17 protein-coding genes are annotated in these 18,452 nt (G+C 75.1%); all 17 read right to left on the reverse strand.

The window, feature by feature from the left end; translation table 11 throughout:
- Positions 1–2 precede the first annotated feature (2 nt).
- The 17 genes from atpA to argS all read right to left on the reverse strand — a co-directional run bounded on the left by atpA (position 3) and on the right by argS (position 18,379).
- On the reverse strand, positions 3–1,631 hold the full coding sequence (gene atpA / locus GC089_RS13265; RefSeq protein WP_155378054.1) for a F0F1 ATP synthase subunit alpha: 1,629 nt from the start codon (positions 1,629–1,631) through the stop codon (positions 3–5).
- A gap of 69 nt (positions 1,632–1,700) precedes the next feature.
- Positions 1,701–2,513, reverse strand: coding sequence for a F0F1 ATP synthase subunit delta (locus GC089_RS13270; RefSeq protein WP_155378055.1), 813 nt, complete (start codon positions 2,511–2,513; stop codon positions 1,701–1,703).
- Complete coding sequence (locus GC089_RS13275; protein ID WP_155378056.1) at positions 2,513–3,094, reverse strand: F0F1 ATP synthase subunit B; 582 nt, start codon at positions 3,092–3,094, stop codon at positions 2,513–2,515. Before GC089_RS13275 ends, GC089_RS13270 begins: the two co-directional genes overlap by 1 nt.
- Positions 3,091–3,321 (reverse strand): ATP synthase F0 subunit C, encoded by a 231-nt coding sequence (atpE, locus tag GC089_RS13280; RefSeq protein WP_089803054.1) that lies wholly within the window; start codon positions 3,319–3,321, stop codon positions 3,091–3,093. The genes GC089_RS13275 and atpE overlap by 4 nt, the downstream gene beginning before the upstream one ends.
- A gap of 103 nt (positions 3,322–3,424) precedes the next feature.
- The gene (atpB, locus tag GC089_RS13285; RefSeq protein WP_155378057.1) at positions 3,425–4,210 is read right to left on the reverse strand and encodes a F0F1 ATP synthase subunit A; all 786 of its coding nucleotides are present in this window, start codon (positions 4,208–4,210) and stop codon (positions 3,425–3,427) included.
- A 161-nt stretch (positions 4,211–4,371) separates the two neighbouring features.
- The gene (locus tag GC089_RS13290; protein WP_370514003.1) at positions 4,372–4,845 is read right to left on the reverse strand and encodes a hypothetical protein; all 474 of its coding nucleotides are present in this window, start codon (positions 4,843–4,845) and stop codon (positions 4,372–4,374) included.
- Positions 4,842–5,954: an MraY family glycosyltransferase gene (locus GC089_RS13295; RefSeq protein WP_155378058.1), complete on the reverse strand. Its 1,113-nt coding sequence runs from the start codon at positions 5,952–5,954 to the stop codon at positions 4,842–4,844. The genes GC089_RS13290 and GC089_RS13295 overlap by 4 nt, the downstream gene beginning before the upstream one ends.
- Entirely contained in the window at positions 5,951–6,766 is an 816-nt protein-coding gene (locus tag GC089_RS13300; RefSeq protein WP_155378059.1) for an L-threonylcarbamoyladenylate synthase, read from the reverse strand. Before GC089_RS13300 ends, GC089_RS13295 begins: the two co-directional genes overlap by 4 nt.
- Positions 6,763–7,704, reverse strand: a complete 942-nt coding sequence (prmC, locus tag GC089_RS13305) for a peptide chain release factor N(5)-glutamine methyltransferase (protein ID WP_370514004.1) — start codon at positions 7,702–7,704, stop codon at positions 6,763–6,765. The genes GC089_RS13300 and prmC overlap by 4 nt, the downstream gene beginning before the upstream one ends.
- On the reverse strand, positions 7,701–8,792 hold the full coding sequence (prfA, locus tag GC089_RS13310) for a peptide chain release factor 1 (protein WP_155378060.1): 1,092 nt from the start codon (positions 8,790–8,792) through the stop codon (positions 7,701–7,703). The genes prmC and prfA overlap by 4 nt, the downstream gene beginning before the upstream one ends.
- Before the next feature lie 138 nt (positions 8,793–8,930).
- Positions 8,931–9,146, reverse strand: coding sequence for a 50S ribosomal protein L31 (gene rpmE, locus GC089_RS13315; RefSeq protein ID WP_155378061.1), 216 nt, complete (start codon positions 9,144–9,146; stop codon positions 8,931–8,933).
- Between the two features lie 132 nt (positions 9,147–9,278).
- Complete coding sequence (gene rho, locus GC089_RS13320) at positions 9,279–11,372, reverse strand: transcription termination factor Rho (RefSeq protein ID WP_155378062.1); 2,094 nt, start codon at positions 11,370–11,372, stop codon at positions 9,279–9,281.
- A 371-nt stretch (positions 11,373–11,743) separates the two neighbouring features.
- Entirely contained in the window at positions 11,744–12,718 is a 975-nt protein-coding gene (gene thrB / locus GC089_RS13325; RefSeq protein WP_155378063.1) for a homoserine kinase, read from the reverse strand.
- Between the two features lie 3 nt (positions 12,719–12,721).
- Positions 12,722–13,813, reverse strand: coding sequence for a threonine synthase (gene thrC, locus GC089_RS13330; protein ID WP_155378064.1), 1,092 nt, complete (start codon positions 13,811–13,813; stop codon positions 12,722–12,724).
- A gap of 54 nt (positions 13,814–13,867) precedes the next feature.
- Positions 13,868–15,178: a homoserine dehydrogenase gene (locus tag GC089_RS13335; protein WP_155378065.1), complete on the reverse strand. Its 1,311-nt coding sequence runs from the start codon at positions 15,176–15,178 to the stop codon at positions 13,868–13,870.
- Positions 15,179–15,314: 136 nt separating this feature from the next.
- A complete protein-coding gene (gene lysA, locus GC089_RS13340) occupies positions 15,315–16,700 on the reverse strand; it encodes a diaminopimelate decarboxylase (protein ID WP_155378066.1) in 1,386 nt (461 codons plus the stop codon).
- Entirely contained in the window at positions 16,697–18,379 is a 1,683-nt protein-coding gene (gene argS, locus GC089_RS13345) for an arginine--tRNA ligase (RefSeq protein ID WP_155378067.1), read from the reverse strand. Before argS ends, lysA begins: the two co-directional genes overlap by 4 nt.
- Positions 18,380–18,452: the final 73 nt, after the last annotated feature.

Genomic DNA, 18,452 nt, shown 5'->3' on the forward strand with positions numbered 1-18,452 from the left:
CCTCAGCCTCGCTTCTGGCGGACGATCTGCTCCTGCTCGACGTCCACGTCCGCGTCCTGCTCGGCGTCGCCGACCAGCGGCTTGCCGTCGAACGTGAGGAAGCCGAGCCGGAACTCGTCGATCGCCTTCTCGAGGGCCTCGACGGTCGCGTCCTCGAGCTTGCCGCTCGTCGCGATCGTCGTGAGCACGTCGGTGTTGCGGCGCAGGTGCTCGAGCATCTCCGACTCGAACCGGCGCACGTCCTCCACCGGCACGTCGTCGAGCTTGCCCTTGGTGCCGGCCCAGATCGACGCCACCTGGTCCTCGACCGGGAACGGCTGGTACTGGCCCTGCTTGAGCAGCTCCATGAGGCGGGCGCCACGCGTGAGCTGGGCGCGCGAGGCCGCGTCGAGGTCGGACGCGAACATCGCGAACGCCTCGAGCGAGCGGTACTGCGCGAGGTCCAGCTTGAGCGTGCCCGAGACCTGCTTCATCGCCTTGACCTGCGCGGCACCGCCGACGCGCGAGACCGAGATGCCGACGTCGACCGCGGGACGCTGGTCGGCGTTGAACAGGTCGGACTGCAGGAAGATCTGGCCGTCGGTGATGGAGATGACGTTGGTCGGGATGTACGCCGAGACGTCGTTCGCCTTCGTCTCGATGAACGGCAGACCGGTCATCGAGCCACCGCCCAGCTCGTCCGAGAGCTTGGCGCAGCGCTCGAGCAGGCGGGAGTGCAGGTAGAAGACGTCGCCGGGGTAGGCCTCGCGGCCCGGCGGACGACGCAGCAGGAGGGAGACGGCGCGGTACGCCTCGGCCTGCTTCGACAGGTCGTCGAACACGATGAGGACGTGCTTGCCGCCGTACATCCAGTGCTGGCCGATCGCCGAGCCGGTGTAGGGCGCGAGGTACTTGAAGCCGGCCGGGTCGGACGCCGGGGCGGCGACGATGGTCGTGTACTCCAGCGCGCCGGCCTCCTCGAGCGCGGAGCGCACCGAGGCGATGGTCGAGCCCTTCTGGCCGATCGCGACGTAGATGCATCGGACCTGCTTGGTCGGGTCGCCCGACTCCCAGTTGGCCTTCTGGTTGATGATCGTGTCGATCGCGATCGCCGTCTTGCCCGTCTGGCGGTCGCCGATGATCAGCTGACGCTGGCCGCGGCCGATCGGGATCATCGAGTCGATGGCCTTGATGCCGGTCTGCAGCGGCTCGTGGACCGACTTGCGGGCCATGACGCCGGGGGCCTGCAGCTCGAGCGCGCGGCGACCCTCCGTGGCGATCTCGCCCAGGCCGTCGATCGGCTGGCCGAGCGGGTCCACGACGCGGCCGAGGTAGCCGTCGCCGACGGCGACCGACAGGACCTCGCCCGTGCGGCGGACCTCCTGGCCCTCCTCGATGCCCGTGAACTCACCGAGCACGACGACGCCGATCTCGCGGACGTCGAGGTTGAGCGCCAGGCCGAGCGTGCCGTCCTCGAACTGCAGCAGCTCGTTGGCCATCGCACCCGGCAGGCCCTCGACGCGGGCGATGCCGTCGGCGGCGAGCGTCACGCGCCCGACCTCCTCGGTCGCGGCCCCCTTCGGCTCGTACGACTTCACGAAGCTGTCCAGCGCGGCGCGGATGTCCTCCGGCCGGATCGTCAGCTCAGCCATGGCGTTCTCCTCATCTGACGCACGCGGCGCGCGTGCGGTGTGTCGTGGGCCGGTGCTCCGGCGAATGTGTCAGCCGGCCAGCTGCCGGCGGGCGTCGGCGAGTCGGGCGAGGACGGTCGCGTCGATGACGTCGGGCCCGGCCTGCACGCGGAGGCCGCCGACGACCTGGGGGTCGACGACGACGTTGAGCTGGACCGCACGGCCCAGGGCACGGCCCACGAGGTCGGTCAGGCGCTCGCGCTGGGTGTCGGACAGCGGCGCCGCCGAGGTGACCACGGCGACCTCGCGGTTGCGCATCTCGGCGAGCAGGTCGCCGACGTGCTGGAGCGTCGTCACGAACTGGCGTCCGCGCGGCGCGACGGCCGCACGGCGGACGACCGCGCGCGTGGCCGGGCTGCCCGCGCCGCCGAGCAGGCCCTCGGCGAGGTCGCCGCGCGCCTGCGCCGGGTACGCCGGGTCCACCAGGCTCTGGCGCGCCTCGCGCTGACCGGCGAGCCCGCGCACGACGGCGAACAGCTCCTCCTCCACGGTGCCCAGCGCGCCGTCCGCCTGGGCGGACTGCAGCAGGGCCTGGAACGCGAGCCGCTCGGCCGCGTCCGCCAGGTCGTCGTCCGACGACCAGCGGGCCCGCACGAGCGTCTGCACGACGTCGACGGTGCGGGCGTCCGCGCCGTCCAGCAGCCGCGCGGCGAGCGCCGCCTTGGCGTCGCCCGGCAGCGACGGGTCCGCGAGCGTGCGCCGCAGCGACCCCGACGCGTCGAGTGCGTCGACGAGGGCGAACAGCTCGCCGCCGAGGCTGCGGGCCTGCGTGCCGGCGGCCTGCAGGACCGGGGTGAACCGGTCCTCGGCCGCCTGCAGCGCGGCCCTGCTCGTCCCGCGCATCAGCTCCCCTTGCCCGCGCTCGTCGTCGTGGTGGCCTCGAGGTCGTCGAGGAACCGGTCGACGACGCGCGACCGACGCGCCTCGTCCTCGAGCGACTCGCCGACGATCTTCGACGCGAGCTCGGTCGCGAGCGCGCCGACGTCGGCGCGCAGCGACACCGCCGCCTGCTGACGCTCGGCGTCGATCTGCCGCTGCGCGTTCTCGAGGATGCGCGCGGCCTCCTCCTGCGCGGCGGTGCGCGCCTCGGCCTTGATCTGGCTGCCCTCGGCGCGCGCCTCCTCGCGGATGCGCGCCGCCTCGGCACGGGCGTCGGCCAGCAGCTGCTGGTTCTCCGCCAGCGCTGCCGCGGCCTCGGCCTGCGCCGTCTCCGCCTGGGCGATGCCGCCCTCGATGCGGCGCGTGCGCTCGTCGAGCACGGCCTGGAACTTCGGCAGGACGTACCGGTAGAACGGCACGGCGATGCCGACGAGGACGACGATCGACCAGAAGATGTCGTACCCGGCCGGGATCAGCAGCTGGATCCCGCTCGGGGCCTCTCCCTCGGCGGCCGTCACGACGGCCGCGAACGCGGCCGTGCTCACGTGAAGAGGAAGCCGGTGATGAGGCCGAGGAGGCCGAGGACCTCGACGAAGCCGATACCGATGAACATGGTGGTGCGCAGCTGGCCGGCGACCTCGGGCTGGCGGGCGATGCCCTCGACGGTCTTGCCGATGAGGATGCCCAGACCGATACCCGGGCCGAGCACCGCGAGGCCGTAGCCGACGGTCGCGATGTTCCCGGAGACGGCGTCGGCGGCGGCGAGGATCATGCTGGTGTCTGCCACGGTGGCTCGTTCCTTCCGTTGGGTCCCCGGCCGGTCGGCCGGGGGCTCGTGGGACCGCCGGGCGCGAGCCGGGCGGTGGTCGGTGGTGTCAGTGCTCGTCCGCGATGGACAGGCTGATGTACACGGCGGTGAGGACGACGAAGATGTACGCCTGCAGCGCGGCGACGAACACCTCGAAGAGGGTGATGGCGAACCCGCCGAGCAGGCTCGGGACCGCGAAGACGGTCATGCCCGACATGGAGCGGACGAAGAAGTCCGTGGCGGAGAAGCAGAGCACCAGCATGAGGTGCCCGGCGACCATGTTCGCCATGAGTCGGATGGCCAGCGTCGCCGGCCGCAGGATGAAGACGGTGAGGAACTCCACCGGCGTCAGCAGCACGTACAGGAACGGCGGGACGCCCGGGGGGAACAGGCTCGTCTTGAGGAAGCCGCCGAGGCCGTGGTGGCGGATGCCGGCGCCGAGGTACATGACGTACACCCACAGCGCGAGCATGACCGGCAGGCCGATCAGCGACGTCCCGGCGATGTTGAGGCCGGGGATGATGCCCGTGAGGTTGAACGCGAGGATCGCGAAGAAGATCGTCGTCAGGAGGGCGACGTACTTGTGCGCCTTCTCCTTGCCGATGATGTCCTCGGCCACGTTGACCCGCACGAAGTCGAGCAGGAGCTCGGCGACGTTCTGCCCGCGGCTCGGCACGAGCTTCGCTCGGCGGGCCGCCACGACCATGAGGACCACGAGCACGACCGCCGCGATGATGCGGACGAGCTGCATGCGGTTGAACTCGGCGAAGGTGCCCTCGAACAGGACCGGGTGCGGGAAGAAGTCCGCGATGGTGGGCGCGTGGAAGCCGCCCTCTTCCGCGGCGAGCGGCATGGTCGTCGCGATGCTGGACAGAGCGGTCTCCTGTGGTCGTGATGCACGGTGCCGCCTCGTCGCGGGCACACCGGTGACACCTGGCCGTCGTGGATGGAGTGAAGCCTAACCCATCACCCGGGCGGTTCCGGACGCCCGGTCCCACCCGCCCGGGTGACGGCTCAGCGCGTCGTGCCGCCCGGCTCCACGTACGGCACGCGGCCGCCGTTCACGGCCCGGAAGTCGAGCACCGCGGAGCCGACCACGCCCAGCGCGAGGACCGCTGCGAGGACCCCCCGCGAGTAGAACTCCAGGTCCCTGACCAGCGCGAGCACGACGATCACGACGAGCACCTTGGCGAGCCACGTGCCCATGACGACCGCCGCCATGGTGTTCGGCGAGGAGTCGAGGGTGCGCAGCATCGCCACCACGGTCGTGGCGGAGAACACGAGCGCGAGGCCGACCCCGATGAGCGCGCCCCACACGCCGGGCACGCCGGCGACGAGGGCGCCCACGCCGACGCCGAGCACGGCCAGGACGGCCAGCAGCACGACGGTGTCGCGCAGGGCGCGGCGGAACACGGCGCGCGCCGCCTCCTGGGCCGGACGGGTGGTCGGGTCGGCCGGCTCGACGGGTCCGGTCGGGTCGGTCGTCACGGGGATGCCTCCACGGGGGTCGGGGTGCGCCCGCGCAGCGGGCCGAGGGTGAGCAGGGTGGCCACGAGGACGCCGACGCCGGTCGCGACCAGCACCGTGGTCGTCGACCACACGGCCAGCGCGGCGACGCCGAACGCCAGCACGGCGGTCCACACGTACATGATGAGGACCGCGCGGCGGTGGCTGTGCCCGAGGGCCAGCAGCCGGTGGTGCAGGTGCAGACGGTCGGGGTGGAAGGGGCTCTTGCCCTTGAGCAGGCGCCGCACGATGGCCAGCCCCATGTCGAGCAGGGGCAGGACGAGCACGGCGACGGGCAGCAGGATCGGCACGTAGGCGGGGAACTGCACACGGTCGACCACTGCCTTCGGGTCGATCTGCCCCGTGACGACGATCGCGGCCGCGGCCATGACGAAGCCCAGCAGCATCGACCCGGAGTCGCCCATGAAGATGCGCGCGGGGTAGGCGTTGTGCGGCAGGAAGCCGACGCACACCCCGACGAGCACGGCGAGCACGAGCGCGGCGAGGCTCGAGTAGTCGCCCTGGCTCGTGCCGCGCGTGAGCAGGTAGGCGTAGAGGAAGAACGCGGCGCCGCCGATCGCGAGCACCCCGGCCGCGAGGCCGTCGAGCCCGTCGACGAAGTTCACGGCGTTCATGGCGACCACGACCGAGACGACGGTGACGAACACCCACGTGCGCGTCGAGCCGACGAGCACCCCCGCGATCGGCAGCTGGTAGAGCAGCACGCCCTGCCAGGCCAGGAAGCCGGCGGCGAGCACCTGCCCCATGAGCTTGGTCAGCCAGTCGAGGTCCCAGATGTCGTCCGCCACGCCCAGCGCGCACACGAGCGCGGCGCCGCCCACGATGCCGATGACGGGACGTGGGTTGTCGAACAGTCCGGACAGGAAGGGCAGCCGGCTCGCGATGAGCACCGCCACGAGCAGGCCGCCGAACATCGCCATGCCCCCCAGGCGCGGGGTGGGAATCGCGTGCACGTCACGGTCGCGCACGGCCGTGATCGCCCCCCAGCGCAGGGCGCACCACCGTGCGAGCGGCATCAGCAGGTACGTGACGACCGCCGCGATCAGCATGACGAGCGCGTACACCCTCACGGGGCCGGGGCCTCCGGGGTGCCGTCACCGGCGGGCGCGCTGTCGGTGGGTGCGGTGCCGGCGGGTGCGTCGTCGGCGGGTGCGGTGCCGGCGGGTGCGGTGTCGGGGGACGCGCTGTCGGCGGGTGCGCCGTCGGCGGGCGGCGCCGGGGCCGGCGCGGCCGGCGGCGGTGCCATCACCGGCGCGACGGCGGCGAGCGCGGCGAGGTCGATGGCGCCCAGGCGCACGACCCGCAGCACGTCGCCCGTCGCGTCGACGATGGTGGACGCGACGCCCCCGGGCGCGACGCCGCCGTCGAGGATGACCGGCACGTGGGCCCCGAGCTGGCGGTACGCCTCCTGCGCGGTGGTCGACGCGGGCCGGCCCGTGCGGTTCGCGCTCGAGACCGCGAGCGGCCCGGTGCGGCGCAGCAGCGCGAGCGCGACGCGGTGGTCCGGGACGCGCAGGGCGACCGTGCCGTGCGTCTCCCCCAGGTCCCAGGCGAGCGACGGCTGGGCGCGCACGATCACCGTCAGGCCGCCGGGCCAGAACGCGTCGGCGAGGGCGCGCACGCCGTCCGGCACGTCGGTCGCCAGGCCGTCGAGCGTGCGCACGTCCGGGATGAGCACCGGCGGGGGCATCTGCCGCCCGCGCCCCTTGGCGTCCAGGAGGGACTGCACGGCGCGCGGCGAGAACGCGTCGGCCGCGATGCCGTACACGGTGTCGGTCGGCAGGACGACGAGCTGGCCACGGCTGATCGTGTTGACGGCCTCGTCGAGGGCGGGGCCCCAGGTGCCCGGGTCGGTCGCGTCCTTGATGCGGATCAGGCTCACGCGGGCGAGTCTCCCACGCCCGCCGGGGCGACTCGCCGGGCCACCAGGGTGCGGGGGCGGCCGGACAGGTCGGCGGCGGTGACGACGTCCGTGAACGCCCCGGTCGCCGTCGCGACGTCGCGCGCGGGTCCGTCCTGCACCTCGGCGTGCTCCATGACGAGCAGGCCGCCCGGCGCGAGCAGGCGCGCCGCGGCGGCGACGACGGCACGCGGCACGTCGAGCCCGTCGGCCCCGCCCCCGTACAGCGCGAGGTCCGGGTCGTGGTCGCGCACCTCCGGGTCGGTGGGGACGGCGTCCGGCGGGATGTAGGGCGGGTTGGACACGACCACGTCGACCGTCCCTGCGAGGTCGGCCAGCAGGTCGGGGTCGCGCACGTCCGCCTGCTCGACGCGGACGTCGGCGGCGCCCACGGCCTGCGCGTTGCGCCGGGCGAGCGACACGGCGGCGGCCGAGAGGTCCACGGCGACGACCCGTGCCCCGGGCACCTCGGTCGCGACCGCCAGCGCGATAGCCCCGGTGCCCGTGCACAGGTCGACGACGACGGGCGTGCGTCCCGCCGCCCGCAGCCGGCGCGCCTCGTCGACCGCGGGCTGCGCGACCGTCTCGGTCTCGGGACGGGGGACGAACACGCCCGGCTCGACGTGCAGGGTGAGCCAGCGGAACACGGTCCGCCCGATGATGTGCTGCAGGGGCTCCCGGGCGCGGCGGCGCTCCACGAGCGCCGCGTAGGCCGCACCGAACCCCGCGGGCAGCGGCGGCGGCAGCACGAGGTCGACGCGGTCACGGCCCAGGGCGTGCGCGGCCAGCGCGAGCGCGTCGTGCCGGGGGGAGCCGACGCCGGCCTCCGCGAGCACGCGGGCGGCGCCGTCGACGTAGGCGCGCAGCGTCACCGCGGGCGCGTCCGGGCCGTCCGGGGGCGTGACGCCGGGCGCGCTCACGCGCCCGCGGCGGCCAGGCGCGCCGCCTCGTCCGCCTCGACGGCCGACGCCACGACGGGGCCGAGGTCGCCGTCGAGCACCTGGTCGAGGTTGTACGCCTTGTACCCCGTGCGGTGGTCGGCGATCCGGTTCTCCGGGAAGTTGTAGGTGCGGATGCGCTCCGAGCGGTCGACCGTGCGCACCTGCGACCGGCGCGCCTCGCTCGCCGCGGCGGCCGCCTCCTCCTGCCGGGCCGCGAGCAGCCGGGCGCGCAGCACCCGCATCGCCTGCTCGCGGTTCTGCAGCTGGGACTTCTCGTTCTGCATCGACACGACGATGCCGGTGGGCAGGTGGGTGATCCGCACGGCGGAGTCGGTCGTGTTCACCGACTGACCGCCCGGTCCGGACGAGCGGTAGACGTCGATGCGCAGGTCGTTCTGGTCGATCTCGACCTCGCCCTCGTCGTCGGCCTCCGGGAAGACCATGACGCCGGCGGCGGACGTGTGGATGCGCCCCTGCGACTCGGTGACGGGCACGCGCTGCACGCGGTGCACGCCGCCCTCGTACTTCAGGTGCGCCCACACGCCGTCCTCGGGGGCGCCCGCGGCGCGCGCCTTCACCGCCACCTGCACGTCCTTGTAGCCGCCGAGGTCCGACTCGGTGGCCTCGAGCACCTGCACGCTCCAGCCCATGCGCTCGGCGTAGCGCGTGTACATCCGCAGCAGGTCGCCCGCGAACAGCGCGGACTCCTCGCCGCCCTCCCCCGCCTTGATCTCGAGGATGACGTCGCGGCCGTCGTCCGGGTCGCGCGGGACGAGCACGCGGCGCAGGCGCTCGGCGGCCTCGTCGGCGGCGGCGCGCAGCGCGGGCACCTCGGCGGCGAAGGACGGGTCCTCGGCGGCGAGCTCCGCGGCCGCCTCGGCGTCGTCGCGCGCCGTGCGCCAGGCGCGGTACGCCTGCACGACGGGCCCGAGCTCGACGTAGCGGCGTCCCAGCCGCCGCGCGCGCCCGGTGTCCTGGTGGACGGCGGGGTCGGCGAGCTGGGTCTCGATGTCCGCGTGCTCGGCGAGCAGCGGGGCGAGCGCCGGCGGTGTGCCGTCGTGGGTCACGGGTCTCCTGGGTCGGACGTGCGGTGCGGGGTCGGGCGGGCCTGGCCGCGCCCGGGAACGACGCAGCGCCGGTGCACGGGCGCGGGCACGACCATGGAGGGCCGTCGTCCGCGCCGTGCACCGGCGCTGGCGGAAGAGCTACTTGCCGGACTTCTTGCCGTAGCGGGCCTCGAAGCGGGCCACGCGGCCACCGGTGTCCAGGATCTTCTGCTTGCCCGTGTAGAACGGGTGGCAGGCGCTGCAGACGTCGGCGTGGATCTTGCCGTTCGGGACGGTCGACCGGGTGGTGAACGTGTTGCCGCAGGTGCAGGTGACCTCGGTGACCACGTACTCCGGGTGGATGCCAGACTTCACTGTTCTCTCCTAGCGGGGGGTGTCTCCGGGTCCGGACGCGCCGTTCGCGCCGGTGAACCGCAGACCAGCGGACCATTGTGCCAGAACGCCGCGGGGCGCCGAAATCATCCCGGCGCCCCCGGCGGCGAGCGGTCAGACGACCTTGCCCACGCCCTCCTCGAGCCCGTGGCCGTTGGTGCCCGGCGTCGTCTTCTGCACCTGGAGCAGGAACTCGACGTTCGACTTCGTCTCGCGCAGCTTGCCGAGCAGCAGCTCGATCGCCTGCTGCTGGTCCAGCGCGCCGAGGACGCGGCGCAGCTTGTAGACGATCTTCAGCTCGTCGCCGCTCATGAGCACCTCCTCGCGGCGGGTGCCGGACGCGTTCACGTCCACCGCCGGGAAGATGCGCTTGTCGGCGAGCTGGCGCGACAGGCGCAGCTCCATGTTCCCGGTGCCCTTGAACTCCTCGAAGATGACCTCGTCCATCTTCGACCCCGTCTCGACCAGGGCCGAGGCGAGGATCGTCAGGGAGCCGCCGTGCTCGATGTTGCGCGCGGCGCCGAAGAACCGCTTCGGCGGGTAGAGCGCCGAGGCGTCCACACCACCGGACAGGATGCGCCCGGACGCCGGCGCGGCCAGGTTGTAGGCCCGCGAGAGGCGGGTCAGCGAGTCGAGCAGCACGACGACGTCCTGGCCGAGCTCCACCAGGCGCTTGGCCCGCTCGATCGCGAGCTCGGCGACGATCGTGTGGTCGGACGCGGGCCGGTCGAAGGTCGAGGCGATGACCTCGCCCTTCACCGTCCGCTGCATGTCCGTGACCTCCTCGGGGCGCTCGTCGACGAGCACGACCATGAGGTGGACCTCGGGGTTGTTCGCGGTGATCGCGTTCGCGATCTGCTGCATGACGATCGTCTTGCCCGCCTTGGGCGGCGCGACGATGAGGCCGCGCTGGCCCTTGCCGATGGGGGCGACGATGTCGATGACGCGGGGCGTGAGCCGGCCCGGCTCGGTCTCCAGGCGCAGGCGCTCCTGCGGGTACAGCGGCGTGAGCTTGGTGAACTCCGGGCGCTGGCGCGCCTCCTCCGGGCTCATGCCGTTGACCGAGTCGAGCCGCACGAGCGCGTTGAACTTGCTCGGGCGGTTGCCCTGCGGCTGCGGGTCGCCCTCGCGCGGCTGGCGCACCGCCCCGGCGACGGCGTCGCCGCGGCGCAGGCCGTACTTCTTCACCTGGTTGAGCGAGACGTAGACGTCGCCCGGACCGGGCAGGTAGCCGGAGGTGCGCACGAAGGCGTAGGACTCGAGCACGTCGAGCACGCCCGCGACGGGCAGCAGGACGTCGTCCTCGTCGAGCTCGACCTCGTCGAGACCCGCCAGCTCGCCCTGGCCACGGCCGCGGCCGCGCTTGCGGTCGCGCTCGCGGTACCGGTCGCGCGAGCGGCGCCGGCGGCCACCGCGCTCGTCGCCCTCGTCCTGGCGGTCGTCACGGTCCGGCCGGCCCTGCCGGTCGGCGCGCTCCTGCTGCGCCGGCTGGGCGTCGCGCACCTGCTGCGGACGGTCGCCACGCCGCAGATCCGCGGGGCGCTCGCCCTGCTCCTCGCGCGGTGCGGCGTCGACGGGCGCCCCGGCGTCACGGCCGGCGCGACGCGAGCGGCGCCCGCCGCTCTCGCCGGCGCGGGCGCGGTCGTCGCGCTCGTCGCCGGCACCCATGCGCGCGTCCAGCGCGGCCTCGAGGCCGGCGAGCGCGTCACGGTCGCCGCGCGCCGGGCGGTCGTCCTCACCCTGCTCGGAGCGGTCGCCCCGGGTGCGCCGGGCCTGCCGCGGCTCCGCCGGCGGCGCGTCGGTCGGCGTGGCGCCGGCACCGGCCGGCGCGGCGGCGGTCGCCGCGTCCGTGCGGGGGGCGTCGGCCTGCGGCGCGTCGGCGGGCGCGGCGTCCTCACCCTGCGGCCGCTCGGCGCGGACCCGCTCGGCACGGGGGGCGCGCTCACGGCGCGGTGCGCGGGCGGGCGCCTGCGCGCCGTCGTCCTCGGTGCGCGAGGCGGTGGCGCCGGCCTCGGCGGCGGGCGCCGACGGCGCGCTCGCGGCGGGACGGTCGCCCGATCGCGCGGCGGAGATCGCCTGCACGAGGTCACCCTTGCGCATCTTGCTCGTGCCCTTGACGCCGAGCTGCACGGCCAGCGCCTGGAGCTCCGGCAGCCGCATCGCGGAGATGGTGCCGGTGGTCGCCGCGGCGTCGATGGTGTCTGTCACGAAGGATCCTTCCCCCTCGGCGGGGCCCCTCCCGGTCCTCCCGGGCGGGGGTCTGCGTCCGGCCGCTGCGGTCGGACGGCGGTGTGCCACGCGCGCCGCGTACGACGGCGTCTGCTCACGCGGGCGGGACGTCCCCCTCGTCGTCGACTCGTTCGACCGTCTGGCGCCGATCGCGGCGACGTCCGGGCGACCGTCGGCACCGCAGCGGGGCCGGGTGGCGTGGGGTCGTGTTCCGGGAGTCGAGGTTCCGCAGTCGAGCCACAGGGGGCCGGAGGACGAGGTCCGGGGGAACGGCTCGATGCTACCACCGCGCCCTTCGCGGGTGAGCCCGCCCCACGGGTGACCCCGGCGCACGGGCCCGGGTGGCGGCGTCAGTCGAGCAGCGTGCGCACCGTCGCGCCGCCGGGGTCCACCGCCAGCCGCAGGACGCGCCAGCCGGCCATGACGCCGCCGAACGCGTCGGCGACCGCCGCGTCGGCGTCGGTCGGCAGGCCGTCCTGCCCGGCACCGCCCGGGGCGTCGGTGCGCCGCGCGAGGGCCAGCACCGTCGGCCCCGCGCCGGACACCACCGCCGCCACGCCGCGCGTGCGCAGGGCGTCGACCAGCGCGAGCGACTCCGGCATGACCGCACGGCGGTAGCCCTGGTGCAGCCGGTCCCCCGTCGCGTCCAGCAGGAGGTCGGGCCGCCGGCCGAGCGCCTCGACCAGGAGCGCCGCGCGCCCCGCCTGCCAGGCGGCGTCCCCGTGCGGCACCTGCGCCGGCAGGACGCCGCGCGCGGCGTGCGTCGACAGGTGCTGCGCAGGCACCACGGCGACCGGCGCGACGTCGGGGTGCACGGGCAGGCGGGCCGCACGGACGCCCTCGCCGCCGGCACCGCCGTCCGCCGTCCACGCGAGGGTCAGCCCGCCCAGCAGCGCGGGGGCCGCGTTGTCCGGGTGGCCCTCGAGCAGCGTGGCGAGCGCGAGCGCGTCGTCGTCGCCCAGCACGTCGGGGTCGTCGACGAGCCCGCGCGCCGCGAGCACCCCGGCCACGACGGCCGCGGCCGACGAGCCGAGCCCGCGCCCGTGCGGGATCCGGTTGCGGCAGCGCAGGTGCAGACCGGTCTGCGGCGCGCCGACGTGGTCGAGCGCGGCGCGCAGCGCACGCACGACCAGGTGCCGCTCGTCGTCCGGCACCTCACCGGCGCCCTCCCCCTCGACCTCGACGCGCGCACCGGGGGACGCGACGGCCCGCACCTCGAGCTCGTCGTGCAGGGCCAGGGCCATGCCGAGCGCGTCGAAACCGGGCCCGAGGTTCGCGGACGTGGCGGGGACGCGCACCCGCACGTGCGCCGCGCGCAGACGCACGGCTCAGCCCAGGCCCAGCGCGTCGGCGATCGAGACGACGTCCGCCGAGACGCGCACGGGCACGACCTCGCCGCCGTCCGCGGTGCGCAGGGCCCACTGCGGGTCCTTGAGCCCGTGCCCCGTCACCGTGACGACGACGCGGGCACCGGCGGGCACCTCGCCCGCCTCGGCGCGCGCGAGCAGACCGGCGACGCCCGCCGCGGACGCCGGCTCGACGAAGACGCCGACCTCGGCGGACAGCACGCGGTGCGCGGCGAGGATCTGCTCGTCGGTGACCGCGGCGATGACACCGCCGGACACGTCGCGGGCCTCCTCGGCCTGCTGCCAGGACGCCGGGTTCCCGATCCGGATCGCCGTCGCGATGGTCTCGGGGTGGTCGATCGGGTGCCCCGCGACGATCGGCGCGGCGCCCGCGGCCTGGTAGCCCCACATGACCGGCGTGCGCGTCGCCACGGCGGGCAGGGACGCCCCCGCGTCGAGGCCCGCGTACTCGCGGTACCCCTTCCAGTACGCGGTGATGTTGCCCGCGTTGCCGACGGGCAGGACGTGCACGTCGGGCGCGTCGCCCAGCGCGTCGACGACCTCGAACGCGGCGGTCTTCTGCCCCTCGATCCGGTCGGGGTTGACCGAGTTCACGAGCTCGACCGGGTACGCCTCGGCGAGCTTGCGCGCGGCGATCAGGCAGTCGTCGAAGTTGCCGTCGACCTGCAGCAGCCGTGCGCCGTGGGCGATGGCCTGCGAGAGCTTGCCCATCGCGATCTTGCCGTCCGGCACGAGCACCGCGCACAGCATGCCGGCGCGGGTGGCGTACGCCGCCGCCGACGCGGACGTGTTGCCCGTCGACGCGCACACGACGGCCTGCGCGCCGCGCGCGGCCGCGGCCGACATCGCGGTCGTCATGCCGCGGTCCTTGAACGACCCGGTGGGGTTCATCCCCTCGACCTTGAGGAACACCTCGGCGCCCGTGCGCTGCGACAGCACCGGCGCCGGCACGAGGGGCGTGCCGCCCTCGCCGAGCGTGACGACCCGCTCCTGGACGTGGGCGGGCAGGCGGTCGGCGTACTCGGCGATGACGCCGCGCCACTGGTGGGCCATGGACGGTCCTCGGTTCTCCCCCGGTCGCTGTCGGGGGCTCGCAGGTGCGGAGGGTCAGAGCACGGGCAGGACGGACACCACGCGGTGCACCACGTCGAGCGCGGCGACGGCCTCGACGGTCGCGCGCAGCGCGCGCTCCGGGGCCGTGTGCGTCGTGATGACGAGCGTCGCGACGCCGTCCGCGTCCGCGTCGGCGGGCGGCGTCTGGCGCACGGCCTCGATCGACACGTCCTGCGCGGCGAGCTCGGCCGCGACGCGTGCGAGCACGCCCGGCCGGTCGGCGACCTCGAGGCGGACCTGGCAGCGCGTGCGGGCGTCCCCCGCGTCGAGGACGGGCAGCGCGGCGTACGACGACTCGACCGGCCCCTTGCCGCCCAGCACGCGGTGGCGCGCGACGGACACCAGGTCACCGAGCACCGCGGAGGAGGTCGGCGCACCGCCCGCCCCGCGGCCGTAGAACATGAGCTCGCCCGCGGCCTCGGCCTCGACGAACACCGCGTTGTACGCACCGCGCACACCGGCGAGCGGGTGGGCGGCCGGCACCAGGGCGGGGTGCACGCGGACGAGCACACCGGCACCGTCGGCGGCGCGCTCGGCGACCGCGAGCAGCTTCACGACGTGCCCGGTGCGGGCGGCCCACGCGACGTCCTCGGCGGTCACGCCCGTGATGCCGGTGCGGTCCACGTCGTCGAGCCCGACGCGGGTGTGGAACGCGAGCGAGGCGAGGATCGCGGCCTTCGCGGCGGCGTCGTACCCCTCGACGTCGGCGGTCGGGTCGGCCTCCGCGTAGCCCAGCGCCTGCGCCTCGCGCACCGCCGCGTCGAGGTCCAGGTCGTCCGTGGCCATGCGGTCGAGCACGTAGTTGGTCGTGCCGTTGACGATGCCGAGCACGCGCTGCACCGTGTCGCCCGCGAGGGACTCGCGCACCGGGCGCACGATGGGGATCGCCCCGGCCACCGCGGCCTCGAAGTACAGGTCGACGCCCGCGGCGTCCGCCGCCGCGTACAGCGTCGGACCGTCCTGGGCGAGCAGGGCCTTGTTCGCGGTGACGACCGACGCGCCGTGCTCGACGGCCCGCAGCAGCAGGGCGCGCGCCGGCTCGACGCCGCCCATCAGCTCCACGACGACGTCGGCCTTCTCGACGAGGGCGGAGGCGTCCGCGGTCAGCAGCGCGCGGTCCACCACGGGGTCGCGCGGCGCGTCGACGTCGCGCACGGCCACGCCCACGAGCTCGAGCGGCGCGCCGACGCGGGCGGCGAGCTCGTCCGCCTCCGTCACCAGGCGGCGCACGACCTCCGTGCCGACGACGCCGCAGCCGAGGACGGCGACGCGCAGGGACGGGTGGGCGGACGACGGGTGCGGCACGTCTGCTGCCTCTCGGTGGTCGGACGGGACGGACGCGGGTGCGCCCCGGACGCGCGGGCGGGCGTGGCCCGGCCCGGGCGGTCCTCAGGATAGGGGTGCCGCGCGCGGGCCCGTCCGGGTGTCCAGGGCGGCCGGCTCAGTCCGGGCAGACGTCGAGGGCGAGCAGGTCCTCGACGGTCTCGCGCCGCACGAGCACACGGGAGGCGCCGTCGCGCACGGCGACGACGGGCGGGCGCGTGAGCATGTTGTAGTTCGAGGCCATCGCCCGGCCGTACGCGCCCGTGGCGGGGACCGCGAGCAGGTCGCCCGCCCGCACGTCGCCCGGCAGCCGCACCTCGTGCACCACGATGTCGCCGCTCTCGCAGTGCTTGCCGACGACGCGCGCGAGCACCGGCTCGGCGTCCGACGCGCGGCCGACGACCTCCGCGTGGTACGCCGCGCCGTACAGGGCGGGACGGATGTTGTCGCTCATGCCGCCGTCGACCGACACGTACGTGCGCACGCGGCCGTCGTCGAGCCGCACGGGCTTCACGGTCCCGACCCGGTACAGCGTGAGGCCGGCGGGGCCGACGATCGCGCGGCCGGGCTCGATCGACAGGCGCGGCACGTCGGTGCCGAGCTCCTGCGCCGCGGCGGCCACGGCCCCGACGACCTCGTCCGCGACGCGCACGGGGTCGACCGCCTCGTCACCGGGCAGGTACGCGATGCCGTACCCGCCGCCGAGGTCGACCTCCTCCACGAGGACGCCGGACCGCGCGGCCAGCTCGGCGCGCAGCGCGAGCACCCGGTGCGCGGCGGCCGCGAAGCCGGAGGCGTCGAGGATCTGCGAGCCGATGTGCGAGTGGAGGCCGAGCAGGTGCAGCTCGGGCCGCGCGAGCACGCGCAGCAGCGCCGTCAGCGCGGGGCTGTCGCCGCCGTCCGGGCCGGGTGCGACGGACAGCCCGAACTTCTGGTCCTCGTGCGCGGTGGAGATGAACTCGTGCCCCCCGGCGTGCACCCCGGTCGTCACGCGCACCATCACGGGCGCGGCGGGGGTGTCGCGCCCGTCGGCACGGCGCGCGGCGACGAGGTCGGCGAGGCGGTCCACCTCGACGAGCGAGTCGACGATGATCCGGCCGACGCCGGCGTCCAGGGCCGCGTGCAGCTCGCCGTCCGACTTGTTGTTCCCGTGCAGCCCGACGTGCGCGCCCGGGACGCCGGCCGCGAGCGCGACCGCGAGCTCCCCGCCGCTGGCCGTGTCGACGCCCAGGCCCTCGTCGTGCACCCAGCGCGCGACGGCCCGGGAGAGGAACGCCTTGCCGGCGTAGTAGACGTCCACGCGCGTGCCGGCGCGCGCGGCGGCCGCCTCGAACGCCTCCCGGTACGCCCGGGCGCGCGCACGCAGGTCGGCCTCGTCGAGCACGTACGCGGGCGTGCCGTGCTCGGCCGCGAGCGCGTGCACGTCGACGCCCGCGACGGCCAGGGCGCCGTCGTCGCCGCGCCGCGCACCGGTCGACCAGGGTGCGGCGGGGGCGGCGCTCACATCCGCTCCGGCGCGCTCACGCCGAGCAGCGCGAGGGCGTTCGCGAGCACCTGGCGCGTGGCGTCGTTGAGCCACAGGCGCGTGCGGTGCGCGTCGGTGAGCTCCTCGTCGCCGAACGGCACGACGCGGCGCTTCTGGTCGTACCACTTGTGGTACGCGCCGGCGACGTCCTCGGCGTAGCGCGCGACGCGGTGCGGCTCGCGCAGCTCCGCGGCCTGGGCCACGACGCGCGGGAAGTCCGCGAGCAGGCCGAGCAGGACCGACTCCGACTCGTGGTCGAGCAGCGACGCGTCGAACCCGTCCTCGCGGCGCACGCCCGCCTCGGCGGCGTTGCGGGCGACGGCAGCCGTGCGCGCGTGCGCGTACTGCACGTAGTAGACGGGGTTCTCGTTCGTCGCACGCGTGAGCAGGTCGAGGTCGAGGTCGATCTGCTGGTCGCTCGAGGAGCGCGCGAGCGCGTACCGGGCGGCGTCCACGCCGACGGCGTCGACGAGGTCGTCGATGGTCACGACCGTGCCCGCGCGCTTGCTCATGCGCACCGGCTGCCCGTCCTTGACGAGGTTGACGAGCTGCCCGATGAGCAGCTCGAGGTGCACGTGCGGGGTGTCGCCGAACGCCGCGCAGACGGCCATCATGCGGCCCACGTACCCGTGGTGGTCGGAGCCGAGCATGATGACGACGCGGTCGAAGCCGCGCTCGCGCTTGTCGAGGTAGTACGCGATGTCGCCCGCGATGTAGGCGGCCTGGCCGTCGGACTTGATGACGACGCGGTCCTTGTCGTCGCCGAAGTCGGTCGTGCGCAGCCACGTGGCACCGTCGGCCTCGTACATGTGGCCGGACGCGCGCAGCCGTGCGATCGCCCGCTCGACGGCGCCCGACTCGTGCAGCGAGTCCTCGTGGAAGTAGACGTCGAACTCGACGCCGAACTCGCGCAGCGACGCCTTGATCTCGTCGAACATGAGCTCGACGCCGCGGGCGCGGAACGCCTCCACCGCCGCCGCGTCGTCGAGCGTGCGCGGGTCGGGCTCCCCCGCCGCGGCCGCGTCGGCGAGGATCCGCTCGGCGATGTCGGCGATGTACTGGCCGCCGTAGCCGTCCTCGGGCGCCTCCTCGCCGCGGGCCCGCGCGAGCAGCGAGCGCGCGAACCGGTCGATCTGCGCGCCGTGGTCGTTGAAGTAGTACTCGCGCGTGACCTGGGCACCCGACGCCTCGAGGACGCGGGCGAGGCTGTCGCCGACGGCCGCCCAGCGGACGCCGCCGATGTGGATCGGCCCCGTCGGGTTCGCCGAGACGAACTCGAGGTTGACCCTGACGCCGTCGAACGACGCGTTGCGCCCGTAGGCGGTGCCCTGCTCGACGACCGAGCGCGCCAGCTCGCCCGCGGCGGCGGCGTCGAGGCGGATGTTGAGGAACCCCGGGCCAGCGACCTCGACCGCGGCCACGCCCGGCACGTCCGCGAGCCGGCGCGCCAGCTCCTCCGCGAACGCGCGGGGGTTCGTGCCGGCCTTCTTCGCCAGCTGCAGCGCGACGTTCGTCGCCCAGTCCCCGTGCTCGCGCTGCCGGGGGCGCTCGAGGTGCACACGGTCCGGGACCGCCGCCGGGTCGAGGGCGAACGTGCCGTCGTCGACGGCGTGCACGAGGGCGCCGCGCAGGGCGTCGGCGAGCTGGTCGGGAGTCACCCCCGGATCCTACCGAGGGCGTCCGACCGGACCCGAGCCGGTTCGCCCCCGGCGGACGGTGACGCGGGGCACG

This window comes from Cellulomonas sp. JZ18, assembly GCF_009720485.1.
GTDB lineage: Bacteria > Actinomycetota > Actinomycetes > Actinomycetales > Cellulomonadaceae > Cellulomonas.

What these genes read in the sequence shown, in the direction of transcription:
- atpA (WP_155378054.1), bottom strand. Translation starts at nt 1,631, where the DNA reads ATGGCTGAGCTGACGATCCGGCCGGAGGACATCCGCGCCGCGCTGGAC.
- GC089_RS13270 (WP_155378055.1), bottom strand. Translation starts at nt 2,513, where the DNA reads ATGCGCGGGACGAGCAGGGCCGCGCTGCAGGCGGCCGAGGACCGGTTC.
- atpE (WP_089803054.1), bottom strand. Translation starts at nt 3,321, where the DNA reads ATGATCCTCGCCGCCGCCGACGCCGTCTCCGGGAACATCGCGACCGTC.
- atpB (WP_155378057.1), bottom strand. Translation starts at nt 4,210, where the DNA reads ATGCCGCTCGCCGCGGAAGAGGGCGGCTTCCACGCGCCCACCATCGCG.
- thrC (WP_155378064.1), bottom strand. Translation starts at nt 13,813, where the DNA reads ATGGCCCACCAGTGGCGCGGCGTCATCGCCGAGTACGCCGACCGCCTG.